We start from the raw sequence: 16,857 nt of genomic DNA on the forward strand, positions 1-16,857 counted from the left end.
CGTGGGGATCACCTGGCGAAGTCGGGCCGTGCCACTGGTGGCGCTGGGCCTGCTGACCGCCGGCTGTGTGGGCACCTCCGACGCTCCGGCGGAACCGACCGGCGCGCCGTCGCCGACCGCGCCCGGGTCCCTGGCCCGGGTGTGCGCGCGGCCGGTGGCCGGGCCGGCGAAGGCGCCGGCGGGCGCGGTGACCGTGGATCCCGCGGTGGTGGACGACCTGGCCGCCAAGACCCGGAACAGCCCGCCGCACACCACGTTCTGGCTGCGTCCGGGCACCCACCGGCTCGAACCGCACCGCTACGCCCAGGTGGTGCCCAAGGAGGGGAACCGCTATCTGGGCGCGCCGGGCGCGGTGCTGGACGGGCGTCGGACCAACCAGTACGCGTTCGGCGGCACCGCCCGTGACGTCACCATCGGCCATCTGACCGTGCGGCGTTTCGTCGCGCCGCACGACGAGGGTGTGGTCAACCACGACTCGGCGGACGGGTGGGTGATCGAGCACGCGAGAGTCGAGCACAACTCCGGTGCCGGGCTGATGGCCGGCGCCCGCCAGCGGGTGCGCGCCACCTGTCTGCGGGCCAACGGGCAGTACGGGCTCAACGCGTACAAGGCCGGTGACTCCATCCGGGACCTGGTGGTCGAGGGCAACGAGATCGTGGGCAACAACACCGACGACTGGGAGCGGCGGCGGCCGGGCTGCGGCTGCACCGGCGGCGCCAAGTTCTGGGCCGTGGACGGCGCCGACATCCGGGGCAACTGGGTGCACGACAACCGGGGAACCGGCCTGTGGGCGGACACCAACAACAACGACTTCCGCATCGAGGGCAACGTGCTCGACGCCAACGACGGCGCCGCGCTGATCTACGAGACCAGCTACAACGCGGTCATCCGGGGCAACACGATCCGGCGCAACAACTGGGTCGAGGGCCGTCGGGGGGCCGAGCGTGGCGACGACTTCCCGTACGGGACGCTCTACCTGTCCGAGTCCGGCGGCGAACCACGGGTCCGGGCCCGCACGGACAAGGTCGAGGTCTCCCGGAACGTGCTGGAGAACAACTGGTCCGGCATCACCCTGTGGGAGAACGCCGACCGGTTCTGCAACAGCCCGGCCAACACCTCCTTCGGCGACTGCACGCTGCTGGTGCCGCGCACCGAGCGCTGCGCGCGGCCGGGCATCGCCTCCGCGCCGCTGTACGCCGACTGCCGGTGGCGCACCCAGCGGGTGGACATCCACGACAACCGCTTCGTGCTCGACCCCTCCGTCCTGCGGTGCGAGCGGGGGTGCGACCGGATGGCGGTGTTGGCCAACTACGGCACCTACCCGGACTGGTCCCCGTACCAGGGGCAGCGGGTGGCCCAGGCGATCACCCACCGGCAGGGCAACCGCTGGCACGACAACGCCTACCTGGGCCCGTGGCGGTTCGTCGCCCACGACACGAGCCGGGTGCTGGACTTCGCGCGGTGGCGGGGCGCGCCCTACGAGCAGGACGCGGGCAGCACCCTGGACACCCGGGCCGGTGGTGACGGTGGACGCTGACCCGCGTGAGAGCGCGCCGCCCGGCGGAGCGACGGGACCCGACGCCCAGGCCGGCGCCGGCACCGCCGGCACACCCAGGCTCGTCGGCGTCGTGTGGGGGTTGCTGGTCCTCAACACGCTCGGCTCCGCCGGCGCGAAGACCATCCTCCCGCTGCCCCGTTCCCTGATCCAGATGGTGACCATGGGCGCGCTGGTCGCCGCGTTCGCGCTGGCCCTGGCGCTCAACCCGCGGCTGCGCGTGCGCGCCAGCGCCTTCCTGCTGCTACTCACGCTGCTGCTGGTGCCGAGCCTGATCGCCAGCGTGCAGGCGGGGCCGGGGCTGGGCGCGCTGTTCCGCTGCACCCGGCTGGGCCTCTTCGTCGGCACGCTGTGGCTGCTCAGCCGCTGGTGGGACGGCGGCCTCGCGTTCGTCCGCAGCCATATCCGGCTGTACTTCGCGGTGTTGGGGACGGCGGCGGCCGGGCTGGCCATCTCGCCCGGCGCGGCCATGCCCGAGTTGTACGGCGGGCGGCTGGTCGGCGCGCTGTGGCCGCTGACCCCGCCGCAGATCGGCCAGTACGCCGCCGTGGTCATCGGACTGACCGTGCTGCTCGTGCTGGGCCGGCACACCACCGGCGGCAGCGCGGCGCTGGTCATCGTGCCCACGCTCGTGCTGCTCGCGCTGACCCACACCCGTACGGCCACCATCGGCCTGCTCATCGGGTTGGCACTGGCGATCGGCTCGCTCGTGCTGACCAGCGCCGCCGCCCGCCGCTTCTTCACCTGGGCGGTGGTGTGCGCCACGGTGGCGGCGGTGGGGTTCGCGCCCGCGCTGCGGGCCTGGTTCCTGCGCGGGCAGAGCCAGGAGAACTTCTCCAGCCTCACCGGCCGGGCCAAGGTGTGGGACGCCCTGCTGGCGCAGCCGCGCTCGACGACCGAGCGGGCGCTGGGCACGGGCCTGGGTGACAAGTCGTTCGGCGGGCTGCCCATCGACAACAGCTGGCTGGCCGTCTACCACGAGCAGGGACTGACCGGCATCGTGCTGGTGGCGGCGATCCTGTTGGTGCTCGGCGGCGTCGCGCTGCTGCGGCCTCCGTCGCTGCCGAGGGCCTGCGCGATCTTCCTGATCAGCTACTGCGCGATCTCCTCGTACACCGAGGCCGGGCTGGGTGACGCCTCGCCCTATCTGCTGCACCTGGCCGTGGCCGCCTCGCTGTTGACGGCGCCCGCCACGGCCCCGTCCCCCCTGTCGCCCGCGCGCGTGCGCCGGCGCGTTCCGAGCTGGGCCCAGGACCGGAGGTGACCAACCGCATGCACGTCCTCGTGGTGCACAACCGCTACTCGTCGGCGCAGCCGAGTGGCGAGAACAGGGTCGTCGACCAGGAGGTGGAGCTGTTGCGCGCGGCCGGCCACCGGGTCGAGGTCTTCGAGCGGCGCAGCGACGACATCGCCGCCCGGCCGCTGTGGGGCAAGGCCACGGTGCCGGTGCTGGTGCCGTGGAACCCGGCGGTGCGCCGGGAGCTGGCCGCCCGGCTGCGGGCCGAGCGGCCGGACGTGGTGCACGTCCACAACGTCTTCCCCCTGTTGTCGCCCGCGGTGCTGGCCGCCTGTGCCGACGCCGGGGTGCCGGCCGTGGCCACGCTGCACAACTACACGCAGGTCTGCCCGCCGGGCACGTTGCAGCGCGACGGTCACCTGTGCACCGAGTGCGTCGGCCCGGCGCTGCCGCTGCCCGCCGTGCGGCACGGCTGCTACCGGGACTCGCGGCTGGCGACGGTGCCGCTCGCCCTGAGCCTGGCGGTCAACCGGCGGCGGTGGTGGTCCGGGGTGCGGCGCTTCTTCTGCATCTCCGCCGCACAGCGCGATGTCCTGGTGCGCTCCGGCATGCCCGCCGAGCGGCTGGCGGTCAAGCACAACTTCGTCCCCGAACCGTCGGCGCGCCGGGTGGGCGAGGGCGAGCACGTGCTGTTCCTGGGCCGGCTCGCGGAGACCAAGGGCGTGCGGCTGCTGATGGCCGCGTGGGACGAACTGGCCGCGAGCGGCGGGGTGGGGGTGCCGCTGGTGCTCGCCGGGGCGGGGCCGTTGGAGCGGGAGGTGGCGGCCTGGGCGGCGGGTCGGGACGACGTGCGCTACGTCGGCCTGTACGACCCGGCCCAGTGCGAGCGGGCCATCGCGCGGGCGGTGGCCGTGGTGGCTCCCTCCCTGTCGCTGGAGACGTTCGGCCTGGTGGTGGTGGAGGCGATGGCGGCCGGGGTGCCGACGGTGGCCGCCGGGCACGGGGCCTTCGTCGAACTGGTCGAGGACGGGGTGAGCGGCCTGCTGCACCGGCCGGGCGACGCGACCTCCCTCGCGGCCCGCGTGCGCCAGGTCACCGCCGATCCGGGGCGCAACCGGGAGATGGGGCGGGCGGGCCGGCGCCGTTACGAACGGGACTTCAGCCCGAGGGTCGGGCTGAGGCGCCTGGTGGAGGAGTACCGCTCCGCGATCGCGGGCGGTCCCGGCGGCGGGGACGGCCCGCCGCCGGTCGGGGATCAACGCACCGGCTCGCGGCGGGACGCCCGCGCGAGCGGGGATGGGGGCAGTAGATGACACGTTGCCGACTCTGCGGCTCGACGGCGCTGGCGAGCGTCGTCGACCTGGGGGCGACCCCGCCGTGTGAGAGCTTTCTCGCCGCGGACCAACTGGACGAGCCGGAGCCGACGTACCCGCTGCACCTGCGGGTGTGCGTCGACTGCTGGCTCGCGCAGATCCCGCCGCTGATCACGCCGGAGGAGACGTTCAGCGAGTACGCGTACTTCTCCTCGTTCTCGACGTCCTGGGTGGAACACGCGCGCGCCTTCGTCTCCGACGCCACGCGGCGGCTGGCGCTGGGCCCCGACTCCTTCGTGGTGGAGGTGGCCAGCAACGACGGCTACCTGTTGCGGCACGTGGTGGACCGGGGGATGCGCTGCCTGGGCATCGAGCCGTCGGTCAACGTCGGCGCGGCGGCGCGGGAGGCGGGGGTGCCCACGCACACCGCGTTCCTGGACCCGGACACCGGCGCGGCCGTGCGCGCCGAGCACGGCCCGGCCGACCTGGTGGTGGCCAACAACGTGTACGCGCACATCCCCGACGTGGTCGGCTTCACGCGGGGGCTGCGGGCCCTGGTCGCCGACGACGGCTGGGTCTCCATCGAGGTGCAGCACCTGCTGACACTGATCGAGCACAACCAGTACGACACGATCTACCACGAGCACTTCCAGTACTACACGGTCGCCTCGGCGATCCGGGCGCTGGCCAGCGGCGGGCTCGCCCTGGTGGACGTCGAGTCGCTGCCCACCCACGGTGGCTCGATCCGGCTGTGGGCCCGGCCCGCCGAGGCGGCCGGCGAGCCCTCCCAGCGGGTGGCGGACCTGCTGGACCGGGAGAAGGCCGCCGGGCTGCGGGAGCTGTCCGGGTACGCGGAGTTCTCCGCCCGGGTGGCCACGGTGCGCCGCGACCTCCTGGCGTTCCTGGTGGGGGCGGCCGAGCGCGGCGAGCGGGTCGTCGGCTACGGCGCCCCCGGCAAGGGCAACACCCTGCTCAACCACTGCGGCATCCGGCCCGACCTGCTCGCGTACACGGTCGACCGCAACCCCTACAAGCACGGCAGGTTCACCCCGGGCACCCGCGTCCCGATCCTGGCGCCCGAGCGGATCGCCGCCGACCGGCCGGACTACGTCCTGGTGCTGCCCTGGAACCTGCGGGCCGAGCTGGTCGAACAGCTCTCCTTCATCCACGAGTGGGGCGGCCGGCTGGTCTTCCCCATCCCCGAACTGAGCATTGTCGAGGTCAAGTCATGAAGGTCGTACTGTTCTGCGGCGGCTACGGCCTGCGGATGCGCAGCGGCGCCTCCGACGACCTGCCCAAGCCGATGGCGATGGTCGGCCCCCGGCCGCTGATCTGGCACGTCATGCGCTACTACGCGCACTTCGGGCACACCGAGTTCATCCTGTGCCTGGGGTACGGGGCCCACCACATCAAGGACTTCTTCCTGCACTACGAGGAGACGACGTCCAACGACTTCGTGCTGCGGGGCGGGCGGACCGAGCTGCTGTCCACCGACATCGCCGACTGGACCATCACGTTCGCGCAGACCGGCATCGAGTCGCCGATCGGGGAACGGCTGCGCCGGGTGCGACACCACCTGGACGGCGACGAGATGTTCCTGGCCAACTACGCCGACGTGCTCACCGACGCCCCACTGCCGCAGATGATCGACTCCTTCGCGCGGCGGGACGCCGGGGCGTCGATGATGGTGGTGCCGCCGCAGTCCTCGTTCCACTGCGTGGACCTGGGCGAGGACGGCCTGGTGGGCGGCATCACGGCGGTCAGCGAGCTGCCGCTGTGGGAGAACGGCGGCTACTTCGTGCTCCGGCAGGAGATCTTCGACCACATACCCGAGGGCGGCGACCTGGTCGCCGACGGCTGCGCCGAGCTGGCCAAGCGTGGCCGGCTGGTGGCCCACCAGCACCGGGGCTTCTGGAAACCGACCGACACCGTCAAGGAGCGGGCCGCGCTGGACGCCGCCTACGTCCGGGGCGAGCGCCCGTGGGCCCTGTGGGAGCGGGACGGCGTGCCGGCGGGCGGCGTCGCGGCCGGGGCGGGGTCCGCGTGATCCGGCTCGGGACCGGCCCGCTGGAGCGCCTGGTGGCGGTGGGCGCGCACTGTGACGACATCGCCATCGGCGCCGGCGGCACCCTGCTGACGGCCTGCGCGGCCCGGCCGGGCCTGCGGGTGGACGCGCTGGTGCTCTCCGGCGGTGGCGGTGAGCGCGAGCGCGAGGAGCGGGCCGCGCTGGCCGCCTTCTGCCCGGGTGCCGACCTGCGGCTGACCGTCCTGAAACTGCCGGACGGCCGGCTGCCCGCGCGGTGGGAGGAGGCCAAGTCCGCGATCGAGGAGCTGCGCGGGCGCACGGAGCCGGACCTGGTGCTGGCCCCGCGCTCCGAGGACGCCCACCAGGACCACCGTGGCCTGGCGAAGCTGGTCTCCACCGCCTTCCGCGACCACCTCGTCCTGGGCTACGAGATCGTCAAGTGGGACGGCGACCTGGGCCGCCCGGTCGCCTACCAGCCGCTGTCGCCGCACGTCGCCGAGGAGAAGGTGCGGCTGCTGGCGGAGCACTACCCCTCCCAGCGGCACCGGCCCTGGTACGACCGGGAGGCGTTCCTGGGCCTGGCCCGTATTCGCGGAATCGAATGCCACGCGCGGTACGCCGAGGCGTTCGCCGTCACCAAACTCACTCTCGACCTGGGGGAATGAACCGTGCGCGTACTGCTGACCGGACACCAGGGCTATCTGGGCACGGTCATGGCCCCGGTGCTCGCCGACGCCGGACACGAGGTCGTCGGCCTGGACTCGGGCCTGTTCGCCGACTGCGTCCTGGGCCCGCCGCCCACCGACCCGCGCGGCCACCGCGTGGACCTGCGCGACGTCACGGCCGAGCACGTGGCCGGCGTGGACGCCGTGATCCACCTGGCCGCGCTCTCCAACGACCCGCTGGGCGCGCTGGCCCCGGACCTGACCTACGACATCAATCACCACGCGTCCGTCCGCCTGGCCCAACTGGCCCGCGACGCCGGGGTCACACGCTTCCTGTACGCCTCGACGTGCTCGGTCTACGGCGCCGCCGGCGGGGACGACCTGGTGTCCGAGGACGCCCCGCTGCGCCCGGTGACGCCCTACGCGGAGTCCAAGGTGCGGGTGGAGGACGACCTGCGCGCGCTGGCCGACGACGACTTCAGCCCGGTGTTCCTGCGCAACGCCACCGCCTTCGGCTACTCGCCGCGGCTGCGCGCCGACATCGTGCTCAACAACCTGGTGGGCCACGCGCTGCTGTCCGGCCAGGTCCTGGTCCTGTCCGACGGCACACCCTGGCGCCCGCTGGTGCACGCCGCCGACATCGCCCGGGCCTTCGCCGCCGCGCTGGTCGCCCCGCGCGAGGCGGTGCACGAGCAGGCGTTCAACATCGGTGGCGAGGCCAACAACGTGACGGTCGCCGAGATCGCCGGGCAGGTCGCCGAGGCGGTGCCCGGCTCGCGCGTGGTGATCACCGGCGAGACCGGCGCCGACCCGCGCTCCTACCGGGTGGACTTCTCCCGCTTCCGTGCCGCGATTCCCGGCTTCGACATCGCGTGGACGCTCAAGCGGGGCGCCCTCGAACTCGCCGACGCCTACCGGCAACACGGGCTGACCCGGGAGAACTTCGAGCGGCGCTTCACCCGGCTGGCCGTGCTGCGCGCGGCGTCCGAGGCCGGCACCGTCGACGAGACCCTGCGGCGGCGAGGGTGACCGACCTCGGCAAGCAGATGTACGAGCTGGTGGAGCGGCTGTACCCGGTGTGCCGGAGCATCACCGGCGACGGGGTGCGCGAGACCCTGCGGATCATCGGGGAGTACCTGCCGCTCCAGACACACGAGGTGCCCACCGGGACCCCGGTGCTGGACTGGACGGTGCCCCAGGAGTGGAACATCCGCGACGCGTACGTCGCCGACGCCGCCGGCAACCGGGTGGTCGACTTCGCCGACTCCAACCTGCACGTGCTCGGCTACAGCGTGCCGGTGTCGGCGACCCTGCCGCTGAGCGAGCTGCGCGAGCACCTGTACACCCTGCCCGACCAGCCGTCCCTGGTGCCGTACCGCACCAGCTACTACACGCCCCGGTGGGGCTTCTGCCTGGCCCAGGAGACCCTGGACGCGCTGCCCGAGGGCGACTACCAGGTGCGGATCGACTCCACGCTGACCGACGGGCACCTGACCTACGCCGAGCACGTGGTCCCCGGGCAGGTCAGCGACGAGGTGATCGTCTCCTGCCACACCTGTCACCCGTCGCTGGCCAACGACAACCTGGCCGGCATCGCGGTGGCCACCTTCCTGGCCCGGTCGCTGGCCGAGCAGCGGCCGTACTACACCTACCGGTTCATCTACGCGCCCGGCACCATCGGCGCGATCACCTGGCTGGCGCGTAACGCGGAACGGGTCCAGCGGGTGCGGCACGGGCTCGTGCTGGCCTGTGCCGGCGACCCGGGCCAGGTGACGTACAAGCGGAGCAGGCGTGGCGACGCGGAGATCGACCGGGTACTGCGGCACGTGCTGACCGCCTCCGGGCGCCCGCACCGCGTCACCGAGTTCACCCCGTACGGGTACGACGAGCGACAGTACTGCTCCCCCGGGTTCGACCTCGGCGTGGGCTCGCTCAGCCGCACCCCCTACGCCGGCTATCCCGAGTACCACACCTCGGCGGACGACCTGGACTTCGTCTCCCCGGAGGCGATGGCGGACACCCTCGCGCTGTGCCGGGAGGCGTTCACCGTCCTGGACGGCAACCGGCGCTACGTCAACCTCAGCCCGTACGGCGAACCGCAGCTGGGCCGGCGGGGGTTGTACGACTCGCTCGGCGGGCGCAGCGACGCGAAACAGGCCGAGATGGCCATGTTGTGGGTGCTCAGTCTCGCCGACGGCGACCACAGCCTGTTGGACGTCGCCGAGCGCTCCGGGCTGCCGTTCTCGGCCGTGGTCGCCGCGGCCGACGCCCTGCGCGACGCCGACCTGCTGGGGGCGTGAGGCCGGTGACCACCGAGCGGGAGAGGGCGAGGGAGCCGGCGCCCGACACCGAGGGCGCCGGTCGCGCGGCGACCCGGTCCATGCTCGGCCGGCTCTCCTGGGGCCTGGCCGACCAGGCGGTGTGCAGCATGACCAACTTCGCGGTGGGCGTCTACGTGGCCCGCTCGCTGGGGTTGGCCGCCTTCGGTGTGTTCAGCCTGGTCTGGGTGACGTACGGCGTGGTGCTCGGCGTCTCCCGTGGGCTGGCCACCGACCCGCTGGTGGTGCGTTTCAGCGGCGTACCGGAGGCGTCCTGGCGCGCGGCGGCGGCCCGTTCGACGGGCACCGCGCTCGGCGTCGCGACCGTCGTCGGCACAGTGTCCGTGCTGGTCGGCCTCGCGCTCGGCGGTCAGGTGGGGTCCGCGTTCGCGGGCCTGGGCGTGGTGCTGCCGGGGCTGCTGCTCCAGGACGCCTGGCGGTTCTCGTTCTTCGCCGCCGGCGCCGGGCGCAAGGCGTTCGTCAACGACCTGTTGGGGGGCCTGGCGCTCGTCCCGGCCATGGTGGTGGCGGCCCGGGTGGGCGGTGTGGCCGTCTTCGTCCTGGCCTGGGGTTCGGCGGCGGCGGTAGCCGCCGGCTACGGCTGCCTCCAGTCCGGCATCCGGCCCCGGGTACGGGGGGCGCGCACCTGGCTGCGCGAACACCGCGACCTGGGCTACCGGTACCTGGTCGAGAACGTCGGCGTCAGCGGCGCGGCCCAACTGCGGGCCTACGGGCTCGGTGTGATCGTCGGGGTCGGCGCGGTGGGCGTGGTCCGGGGCGCCGAACTGCTGCTCGGCCCCTTCCTCGCCGTGCTGATGGGCCTGTCGCTGGTCACCGTCGCCGAGGCCGCCCGGGTCCTACGGCAGGCCCCGCACCGGCTGCGGTCCTTCTGTCTCCTGCTCGGCGGCGGCCAGGCCGTCGGCGCGCTGGTGTGGGGCGCGGCGCTACTGCTGGTGCCCGACCGGGCCGGCGCGCTCGTGCTCGGCGACGTCTGGCACCAGGCGTCGCGGCTCGTCGTGCCCGCCACCCTCGGTGTCGCGGGCGCCAGCCTGGGCGTCGGCGCGGCGGCCGGGCTGCGCGCGCTGGCCGCCGCCCGGCGCAGCCTGCGCTGCCAACTCATCGCCTCCACCTGCTATGTCGGCGGCGGGCTCGGCGGGGCGGCCGTGGCCGGCACGGTCGGCTCGGCCTGGGGCGTCGCCGCCGCGACTCTCGCCAGCTCGGCCGTGTGGTGGCTGGAGCTGCACGCCGCCCTGCGCGAGCACCACCACCGCCCCCTGCCCGAAGTGAGGACACCGTGACCGCATCCCGCCGCCAACCCCGGCTGAGCATCGGACTGCCCGTGTACAACGGCGAGGAGTACCTGGCCGAGGCGCTCGACGCGCTGCTGGGCCAGACCTACGAGGACTTCGAGCTGGTCATCTCCGACAACGCCTCGACCGACGGCACCCGCGACATCTGCCGCCGCTACGTCGCGCGGGACCCGCGCGTGCGCTACCTGCGGCTGCCGCGCAACATCGGCGCCGCCCCCAACCACAACCACGTGTTCAGGCAGTGCCGGGGCGAACTCTTCAAGTGGGCCTCGCACGACGACCTGTACGCCCGGGACCTGTTGCGCCGCTGCGTCGAGGCGCTGGACGAGCGGCCGGAGGTCATCCTGGCCCACGCCGACCAGGCCGTCATCGACGGGGCGGGCCAGGTGACGGTCCCGTACGAGTACGGCCTGGCCACCGCCTCGCCCCAGGCGCCGGTGCGCTTTCGCAGCATGCTCTTCGAGCCCGGCGGCGACGACTTCTACGGCGTGATCCGGGCCGAGGTGCTGCGCCGGGTCAGGCCGCACGACAGCTACCACCACGCGGACCGCACGTTCGTCGCCGAGATCGGCCTGCACGGGCCCTTCCACCAGGTGCCGGAGCTGCTGTACTTCCGCCGCGACCACCCCACTCGGGCCGAGCGGGCCAACCCCTCCAAGCGCTCGCGGTGTGTCAACCTCGACCCGCGCCGGGCGGGCCCGCTGCACCCGACGCCCAGGCTGCTGGCCGAGTACGTGTGGGGCTTCGTCGCGGCCATCCGGCGGGCCCCGTTGTCCGCGGCCGACCGGCGCGCGTGCTACGGGCACCTGTCCGCGTGGCTGGCCAGCCGCTCCCGGCCGGGCGCCGGCGAGCGGGTCGAGGACCGCGCCCCGGTCGACCCGGCCCAGCTCACCGTCTCCGTGGACGACCTGGTCGCCGGCCGCGAGGGGCGACGGGCGTGACGCGGGGCGGCCACGCCCCGGTGCGTGTCGGGGTGTTCGGCCTGCTCGGCTCCGGCAACCTCGGCAACGACGGGTCCCTGGAAGCCGTGCTCGGGTACCTGCGTGCCACGCACCCGGAGGCGGTGGTGGACGCGCGGTGCGGCGGCCCGGAGGTCGTCACGGCCCGGTACGGCATCCCCGCGACCCGGCTGCACTGGTACCGGGGGGAGTACCGGACCGCCTCGCGGGCGGGCGCGATCGCCGCGAAGGGGCTCGGCAAACTCGTCGACGCCTTCCGCACCGTGGCCTGGGCGCGCCGGCACGACGTGGTGATCGTGCCGGGCATGGGCGTCCTGGAAGCCACGTTGCCGCTGCGGCCGTGGGGCTTCCCGTACGCGTTGTTCCTGCTCGGCGTGGGTGGCCGGCTCTCGCGCACCCGGGTCGCGCTGGTCAGCGTCGGCGCCGGCGCGATCACCAGCCGCCCCACCCGGACCCTGGTGCGCTGGGCGGCGCGGTGGGCCGACTACCGGTCGTACCGCGACGAGCCCTCGCGCGAGGCGATGCGGGCGATGGGCGTGGAGTCCGCGCGCGACGAGGTCTACCCCGACCTCGCGTTCGCCCTGCCGACGCCACGCCCCCCGGCGAGCGCCCCCGCCGGTGCGCCGGGCACCGTCTGCGTGGGGGTGATGGCCTTCCACGGCGGCGACGACGACCGGGCCAGAGCCGAGGAGATCCACCGGCGCTACCTGGCCGGGACGATCCGCTTCGTGCGCGCCCTGGTCGCCGACGGACGGCCGGTGCGGCTGCTGACCGGCGACGGGGTCGACGCGCCGGTTGTCGCGGCTATCCGCGCGGCGGTGAACTCGCCGCTGGTCACCGCCGCTCGGACGGATTCGCTGGCCGACCTGATGCGCGAGATGGCCGCTGCCGACGCCGTGGTGGCCACCCGCTACCACAACCTGGTCTGCGCGCTGAAGGTCGGCACACCCACCCTCGCCCTCAGCTACGCCCCCAAGAGCGACACCCTCATGGCGCACATGGGCCTGGCCGCGTACCGCCACCCGGCCCGCGAGGTGGACGCGGACCGTCTGCTGGACCAGTTCCGGGCGTTGGAGCGCGATGCGGTCCGGGTGCGCCACACCCTGGCCGAGCGCAACCAGGTCGTCGCCCGACGTCTGGAGCACCAGTTCGCCGCCCTGACCCGGGCCCTGTTCCCGGCGACCGACCCCACTCACACTCACACCCACACCCTGCGGGAGGCTCCGTGAAGGTGACCGACGTCCCGGCGATCGCCGGCGCGTACCTGTTCGTGCCCACCCCCCACGTCGACGAACGCGGCTTCTTCTGCCGCACCTTCGACGCCGACGTGCTCCGCTCGGTGGGCCTGGACCCGCACGCCTTCGCCCAGGACAGCCTCTCCCGCTCGGCCCGGGGCGTGCTGCGCGGGCTGCACCTGCGCGCGGGGGCCGGCGAGGCCAAGCTGGTGCGCTGCTCGTACGGCAGGGTCTTCGACGTGGTCGTGGACCTGCGGGCCGACTCGCCCACCTACCGCAACGTGGCCACCTTCGAGCTGTCCGGGCAGACGCAGACGACCCTGTACGTCCCGGCGGGGTGTGCGCACGGCTTCCAGGCGCTGACCGAACCCGCCGACGTGTCGTACCGCATCGACCGGCCGCACGACCCGACCGAGGACGTGACGATCGCCTTCGACGACCCGGAGTTGGCCGTCCCGTGGCCGCTGCCGGCCACCGCGATGTCCCGGCGGGACCGGGAGGCGCCCGGACTCGCCGAGGCGCTGAAGCAGAAGGAGAGCTGACATCAGCGTGCCCACCGAAGAGACCGGAGAGTTCCGCCTGCCCCGCTCGCGCGCGGCCAACGAGCGGCTGCACGCCCTGATCCCCGGCGGCGCCCACACCTACGCCAAGGGCGACGACCAGTACCCCGAGCACCTGGCCCCGGTCATCAGCCACGGCCGGGGCGCCCATGTCTGGGACGTCGACGGCAACCGGTACCTCGAGTACGGTTCCGGCCTGCGGTCGGTCAGCCTGGGCCACGCCCACCCGCGCGTGACCGAGGCGGTGCGGCGCGAACTCGACCGGGGCGCCAACTTCGTCCGCCCGTCCGTCGTGGAGCTCCAGGCGGCGGAGCGCTTCCTGGCCACGGTGCCGACCGCCGAGATGGTGAAGTTCGCGAAGAACGGCTCCGACGCCACCACCGCCGCCGTGCGCCTGGCCCGCGCCGTCACCGGGCGGCCACGGGTGGCCCTCTGCGCCGACCACCCGTTCTTCTCCGTGGACGACTGGTTCATCGGCACCACGCCGATGTCGGCCGGCGTCCCGACGGCGACCACCGACCTCACCGTGACGTTCCCGTACGGCGACCTGGCCGCCACCGAGGAGATGTTCCGCCGGTACCCGGGGGAGATCGCCTGTCTGATCCTCGAACCGGTCGGCCCCACCCAGCCCGCTCCCCTCCCCCGCCCCGTGGCCGGAGGGCATCCGGCCGGCGGGGACGACCCCACGTCCGCGTACCTCGCCGGACTGCGCGCGCTGGCCCACCGACACGGCTGTGTCCTGGTCTTCGACGAGATGATCACCGGTTTCCGCTGGTCCGAGGCGGGGGCCCAGGGTCTGTACGGCGTCAGCCCCGACCTCTCCACGTTCGGCAAGGCACTGGGCAACGGGTGTGCCGTCTCCGCGCTGGCCGGCCGCCGCGACCTGATGGAGCGCGGCGGGCTGCGCCACGCCCACGACCGGGTGTTCCTGCTGTCCACCACACACGGCGCGGAGACCCACTCGCTGGCCGCCGCGATGGCCGTGCTCGACACGTACGTCGAGGAGGGGATCACCGCCCGGCTGCACACCCTCGGGGAGCGGCTGGCCGTCGGCGTCCGGGCGGCGGCGGACGGTGCGGGCGTCGGCGACCACGTCCTGGTCCGGGGCCGGGCCAGCAACCTGGTCTTCGCCACCCTCGACGAGCACCGACGCCCGTCACAGCCCTACCGCACCCTGTTCCTGCGCCAGCTGCTGGCGGGCGGGGTGCTGGCCCCCTCGTTCGTGGTCAGCAGTGCGCTGACGGACACCGACATCGACCAGACCGTCGAGGTGGTGGCCCAGGCGTGCGCGGTGTACCGCAAGGCGCTGGACGCCGGCGACCCCACGCACTGGCTGGCGGGTCGACCGGTCAAGCCCGTCTTCCGTCGCCGGGCGTGAGAGGTCGTGAGCCCCCGTCAATGATGCTTTGCATCAGGCGAGTTGACCAACCGGCGGGTGGCGCGGTCGGCCGTGCGGTCGACCAGCCAGCCGGTCGCCGGCACCACCGCCAGCGCCGTGCACCAGCCGCCCAGGGTGTCTGTCGGGTAGTGCGCGTCCAGGGCCACCTGGGCCCACGCCATGGCGGCGCCGGCGACCAGCGCCACGGTGAACGTCAGGGACGCGCCGGCCGCCCGACCGAGGTCGAGCCGGCCGGCCACGAGCAGCGCCACCGCCAGAGCCAGCGCGGTCAGGAAGGCGGTGTGCCCGCTCGGGTAGGACAGGCTGCCATCGTGAATGGTGCGTCCCACCAGCGGCTTGAGCAGCATCGTCACCCCCACCGGCAGGCCGGTGCCGGCCACCACGAAGACCACCGCGCGCGGCCGTCGCAGCAGCAGGCACCCCGCCACCACCACCGCGACCAGCGTCGCCGCGCCGACGGGCTCCCCCCAGAAGTCCGTGGCCAGGGCGAGCGAGCGCCACGGCGAGCCGTCCTCCGCCGCCACCCAGCTCCGCGCGTCCGCCCCGCCCGGCTCGCCGTCCCCGGCGTACCCGACCCCGAGCCCGCCGACCACCAGCGCGGCCAGGGCCGCGACCAGCCCGAGCCACCCGCGCAAGGCCACGGGCAGCACGGCGGGCGCGGGGCGGGGAGCCGGCACACCCTGGCGCCCCGCCGCGTCGGGTGACGGGCGTTCGAGGCCCCCGTACGTCGCGGGACGGGGCCACGCCCCACTCTCCGACCGGTGCTCACCCATGCGTCAGCCGCTCCCTGTCTCCCCGGTGCGAGGCCCTGACCGTCCGGGACACCGCCGTGGCCGCCACCGACAGGCCCCGCCCACGACACGTCCCCCTCTTGTTCAGGGTGGTGCGGCGGGGCTCACTCCAAACCCCGGCAGGCGGGGCCGTCGCACGGACTGTCGCCACTACTCGGTGATACCGTATAGTGGTACTCAGCACCACGCAGTACCGCGAGGACCGAGGAGAACTCCCGATGGACGACCTGACGGAGATGCTGAAGGGCACGCTCGAAGGGTGCGTGCTCGAAATCATCGACAACGAGGAAACCTACGGCTACGCCATCACCCGCCGACTCAACGAACTCGGCTTCGCCGACGTCGTCGAGGGGACGGTGTACACCATCTTGCTGCGGCTGGAGCGGAACAAGCTCGTCCAGGTGACGAAGCGCCCCTCCGGTGTCGGCCCGCCGCGCAAGTTCTACGCGCTCAACGACGCCGGACGCCAGGAACTCGCGCGGTTCTGGACGAAGTGGCAGTACGTCTCATCACGCATCGACACACTCAGGAAGGGCGGGAGATGAACTTCTGGGAGACCATCACCGGCAGCGATCTCACCCGGGAATGGAAGGCGTTCGAGGTACGGGCCCAGGCCCTGCCGGACGACCACCGGGCGGCATGGGAGCAGATCAAGGTCCACCTGATGCCCCACGGCGACTTCACCGGCCGCAACCTGACCCCGATCCTGGACGCCGCCCTGGGGCTGCTGGAGGAGACGGCGGCGGACGGGCAGAGCGCCCACGAGGTACTCGGCGACGACGTCCGGGGCTTCTGCACGGCGCTGGCCGGCGGCAAGGAGGCCCGGACCTACCGCGACCGGTGGCGCGAGCAGTTGAACAGGAACGTGGCCAGGAAACTGAACGGGCTGGGAGGCTGACATGGGAATCCGGGACATCATCGAGGGCAAGAAGCAGTGGCGGGCCCACCAGGCCCGGGTCAGGGCGCTCCCGCCGGACTACCAGATCGTCTACAAGGAGATGCGCACGTACCTGTTCAAGGTCGGCCCGATCGACCTGCACGACGGGCCCCTGCTGCCCGGGATCGTCGACTTCTTCGAGGAGGGTGCCGCCACGGGCAGGGGTGTCCTGGAGCTCGTCGGCGACGACGTCGCCGCGTTCTGCGACAACCTGATCAAGGACACCCCCACCTACGCGGACCGCTACCAGGAGTCCGCCAACCCGAAGGCCGGCCCGACCGCGCCGTAACCCCCGCTCGCGCGGCGGGCGTGCCGCCCCGCACGCGCGGCCCCCTCCCGCCCGGCACGGCACGCCCCACCGCCCGGCCAACCACCGCGCACCCGACCACCCGAGGCGCGCCCACTCCGGCCCGCCCCGCCCGCCCCGCCTGAACTCCCCGCGCCCCCGGCCCGCTACACCGCCGGCCCACTCGCGCCCGGGCCCACTCACGCCCCCGGCCCACTCACGCCCCCGGCCCACTCACGGCTCCGCCGTGCGGGCCGCCGGCGACG

General features: G+C 73.7%; 17 protein-coding genes. 16 read left to right on the top strand and 1 reads right to left on the bottom strand.

All coding sequences use genetic code 11. The features are described 5' to 3' along the window. The first annotated feature begins 1 nt into the window (after nucleotide 1). The 13 genes from ACFVFR_RS02815 to ACFVFR_RS02875 are packed head-to-tail and all read left to right on the top strand — an operon-like array spanning nucleotide 2 to nucleotide 14,556. Complete coding sequence (locus ACFVFR_RS02815) at nucleotides 2-1,537, top strand: right-handed parallel beta-helix repeat-containing protein (RefSeq protein WP_383697458.1); 1,536 nt, start codon at nucleotides 2-4, stop codon at nucleotides 1,535-1,537. After that, a complete protein-coding gene (locus tag ACFVFR_RS02820) occupies nucleotides 1,518-2,819 on the top strand; it encodes an O-antigen ligase domain-containing protein (RefSeq protein ID WP_383697460.1) in 1,302 nt (433 codons plus the stop codon). The genes ACFVFR_RS02815 and ACFVFR_RS02820 overlap by 20 nt, the downstream gene beginning before the upstream one ends. 8 nt (nucleotides 2,820-2,827) lie before the next feature. Beyond that, nucleotides 2,828-4,105 carry a glycosyltransferase gene (locus tag ACFVFR_RS02825; protein ID WP_383697719.1) on the top strand — a complete coding sequence of 426 codons (1,278 nt, stop codon included), beginning with the start codon at nucleotides 2,828-2,830 and terminating at the stop codon, nucleotides 4,103-4,105. Next, nucleotides 4,102-5,337: a class I SAM-dependent methyltransferase gene (locus ACFVFR_RS02830; protein WP_383697462.1), complete on the top strand. Its 1,236-nt coding sequence runs from the start codon at nucleotides 4,102-4,104 to the stop codon at nucleotides 5,335-5,337. The genes ACFVFR_RS02825 and ACFVFR_RS02830 overlap by 4 nt, the downstream gene beginning before the upstream one ends. After that, entirely contained in the window at nucleotides 5,334-6,152 is an 819-nt protein-coding gene (locus ACFVFR_RS02835; protein WP_383697463.1) for a glucose-1-phosphate cytidylyltransferase, read from the top strand. Before ACFVFR_RS02830 ends, ACFVFR_RS02835 begins: the two co-directional genes overlap by 4 nt. Further along, nucleotides 6,149-6,796, top strand: a complete 648-nt coding sequence (locus ACFVFR_RS02840; RefSeq protein ID WP_383697465.1) for a PIG-L deacetylase family protein — start codon at nucleotides 6,149-6,151, stop codon at nucleotides 6,794-6,796. Before ACFVFR_RS02835 ends, ACFVFR_RS02840 begins: the two co-directional genes overlap by 4 nt. Before the next feature lie 3 nt (nucleotides 6,797-6,799). Next, on the top strand, nucleotides 6,800-7,825 hold the full coding sequence (locus tag ACFVFR_RS02845) for an NAD-dependent epimerase/dehydratase family protein (RefSeq protein ID WP_383697467.1): 1,026 nt from the start codon (nucleotides 6,800-6,802) through the stop codon (nucleotides 7,823-7,825). Between the two features lie 17 nt (nucleotides 7,826-7,842). Next, on the top strand, nucleotides 7,843-9,096 hold the full coding sequence (locus ACFVFR_RS02850) for a DUF4910 domain-containing protein (RefSeq protein ID WP_383697720.1): 1,254 nt from the start codon (nucleotides 7,843-7,845) through the stop codon (nucleotides 9,094-9,096). Then, a complete protein-coding gene (locus tag ACFVFR_RS02855; protein ID WP_383697469.1) occupies nucleotides 9,093-10,412 on the top strand; it encodes a hypothetical protein in 1,320 nt (439 codons plus the stop codon). Before ACFVFR_RS02850 ends, ACFVFR_RS02855 begins: the two co-directional genes overlap by 4 nt. Then, a complete protein-coding gene (locus ACFVFR_RS02860; protein ID WP_383697470.1) occupies nucleotides 10,409-11,365 on the top strand; it encodes a glycosyltransferase family 2 protein in 957 nt (318 codons plus the stop codon). The genes ACFVFR_RS02855 and ACFVFR_RS02860 overlap by 4 nt, the downstream gene beginning before the upstream one ends. Next, nucleotides 11,362-12,612, top strand: coding sequence for a polysaccharide pyruvyl transferase family protein (locus ACFVFR_RS02865; RefSeq protein ID WP_383697472.1), 1,251 nt, complete (start codon nucleotides 11,362-11,364; stop codon nucleotides 12,610-12,612). Before ACFVFR_RS02860 ends, ACFVFR_RS02865 begins: the two co-directional genes overlap by 4 nt. Next, nucleotides 12,609-13,160: a dTDP-4-dehydrorhamnose 3,5-epimerase family protein gene (locus tag ACFVFR_RS02870; RefSeq protein ID WP_383697474.1), complete on the top strand. Its 552-nt coding sequence runs from the start codon at nucleotides 12,609-12,611 to the stop codon at nucleotides 13,158-13,160. Before ACFVFR_RS02865 ends, ACFVFR_RS02870 begins: the two co-directional genes overlap by 4 nt. A 7-nt stretch (nucleotides 13,161-13,167) precedes the next feature. After that, the gene (locus tag ACFVFR_RS02875; RefSeq protein ID WP_383697476.1) at nucleotides 13,168-14,556 is read left to right on the top strand and encodes a glutamate-1-semialdehyde 2,1-aminomutase; all 1,389 of its coding nucleotides are present in this window, start codon (nucleotides 13,168-13,170) and stop codon (nucleotides 14,554-14,556) included. Nucleotides 14,557-14,573: 17 nt separating this feature from the next. Here the strand turns inward: ACFVFR_RS02875 and ACFVFR_RS02880 are convergent, their stop codons facing one another. Further along, entirely contained in the window at nucleotides 14,574-15,350 is a 777-nt protein-coding gene (locus tag ACFVFR_RS02880; protein WP_383697478.1) for a phosphatase PAP2 family protein, read from the bottom strand. A 236-nt stretch (nucleotides 15,351-15,586) separates the two neighbouring features. Between ACFVFR_RS02880 and ACFVFR_RS02885 the strand changes: the two genes are divergently transcribed. The 3 genes from ACFVFR_RS02885 to ACFVFR_RS02895 are packed head-to-tail and all read left to right on the top strand — an operon-like array spanning nucleotide 15,587 to nucleotide 16,594. After that, on the top strand, nucleotides 15,587-15,913 hold the full coding sequence (locus tag ACFVFR_RS02885) for a PadR family transcriptional regulator (RefSeq protein WP_383697721.1): 327 nt from the start codon (nucleotides 15,587-15,589) through the stop codon (nucleotides 15,911-15,913). Continuing rightward, on the top strand, nucleotides 15,910-16,266 hold the full coding sequence (locus ACFVFR_RS02890; protein WP_383697479.1) for a DUF1048 domain-containing protein: 357 nt from the start codon (nucleotides 15,910-15,912) through the stop codon (nucleotides 16,264-16,266). The genes ACFVFR_RS02885 and ACFVFR_RS02890 overlap by 4 nt, the downstream gene beginning before the upstream one ends. 1 nt (nucleotide 16,267) lies before the next feature. Continuing rightward, nucleotides 16,268-16,594 (top strand): DUF1048 domain-containing protein, encoded by a 327-nt coding sequence (locus ACFVFR_RS02895; RefSeq protein WP_383697481.1) that lies wholly within the window; start codon nucleotides 16,268-16,270, stop codon nucleotides 16,592-16,594. Nucleotides 16,595-16,857: the final 263 nt, after the last annotated feature.

Origin of the sequence: Streptomyces sp. NPDC057702 (assembly GCF_042799315.1) — a bacterium.
Classification (GTDB): Bacteria; Actinomycetota; Actinomycetes; order Streptomycetales; family Streptomycetaceae; genus Streptomyces.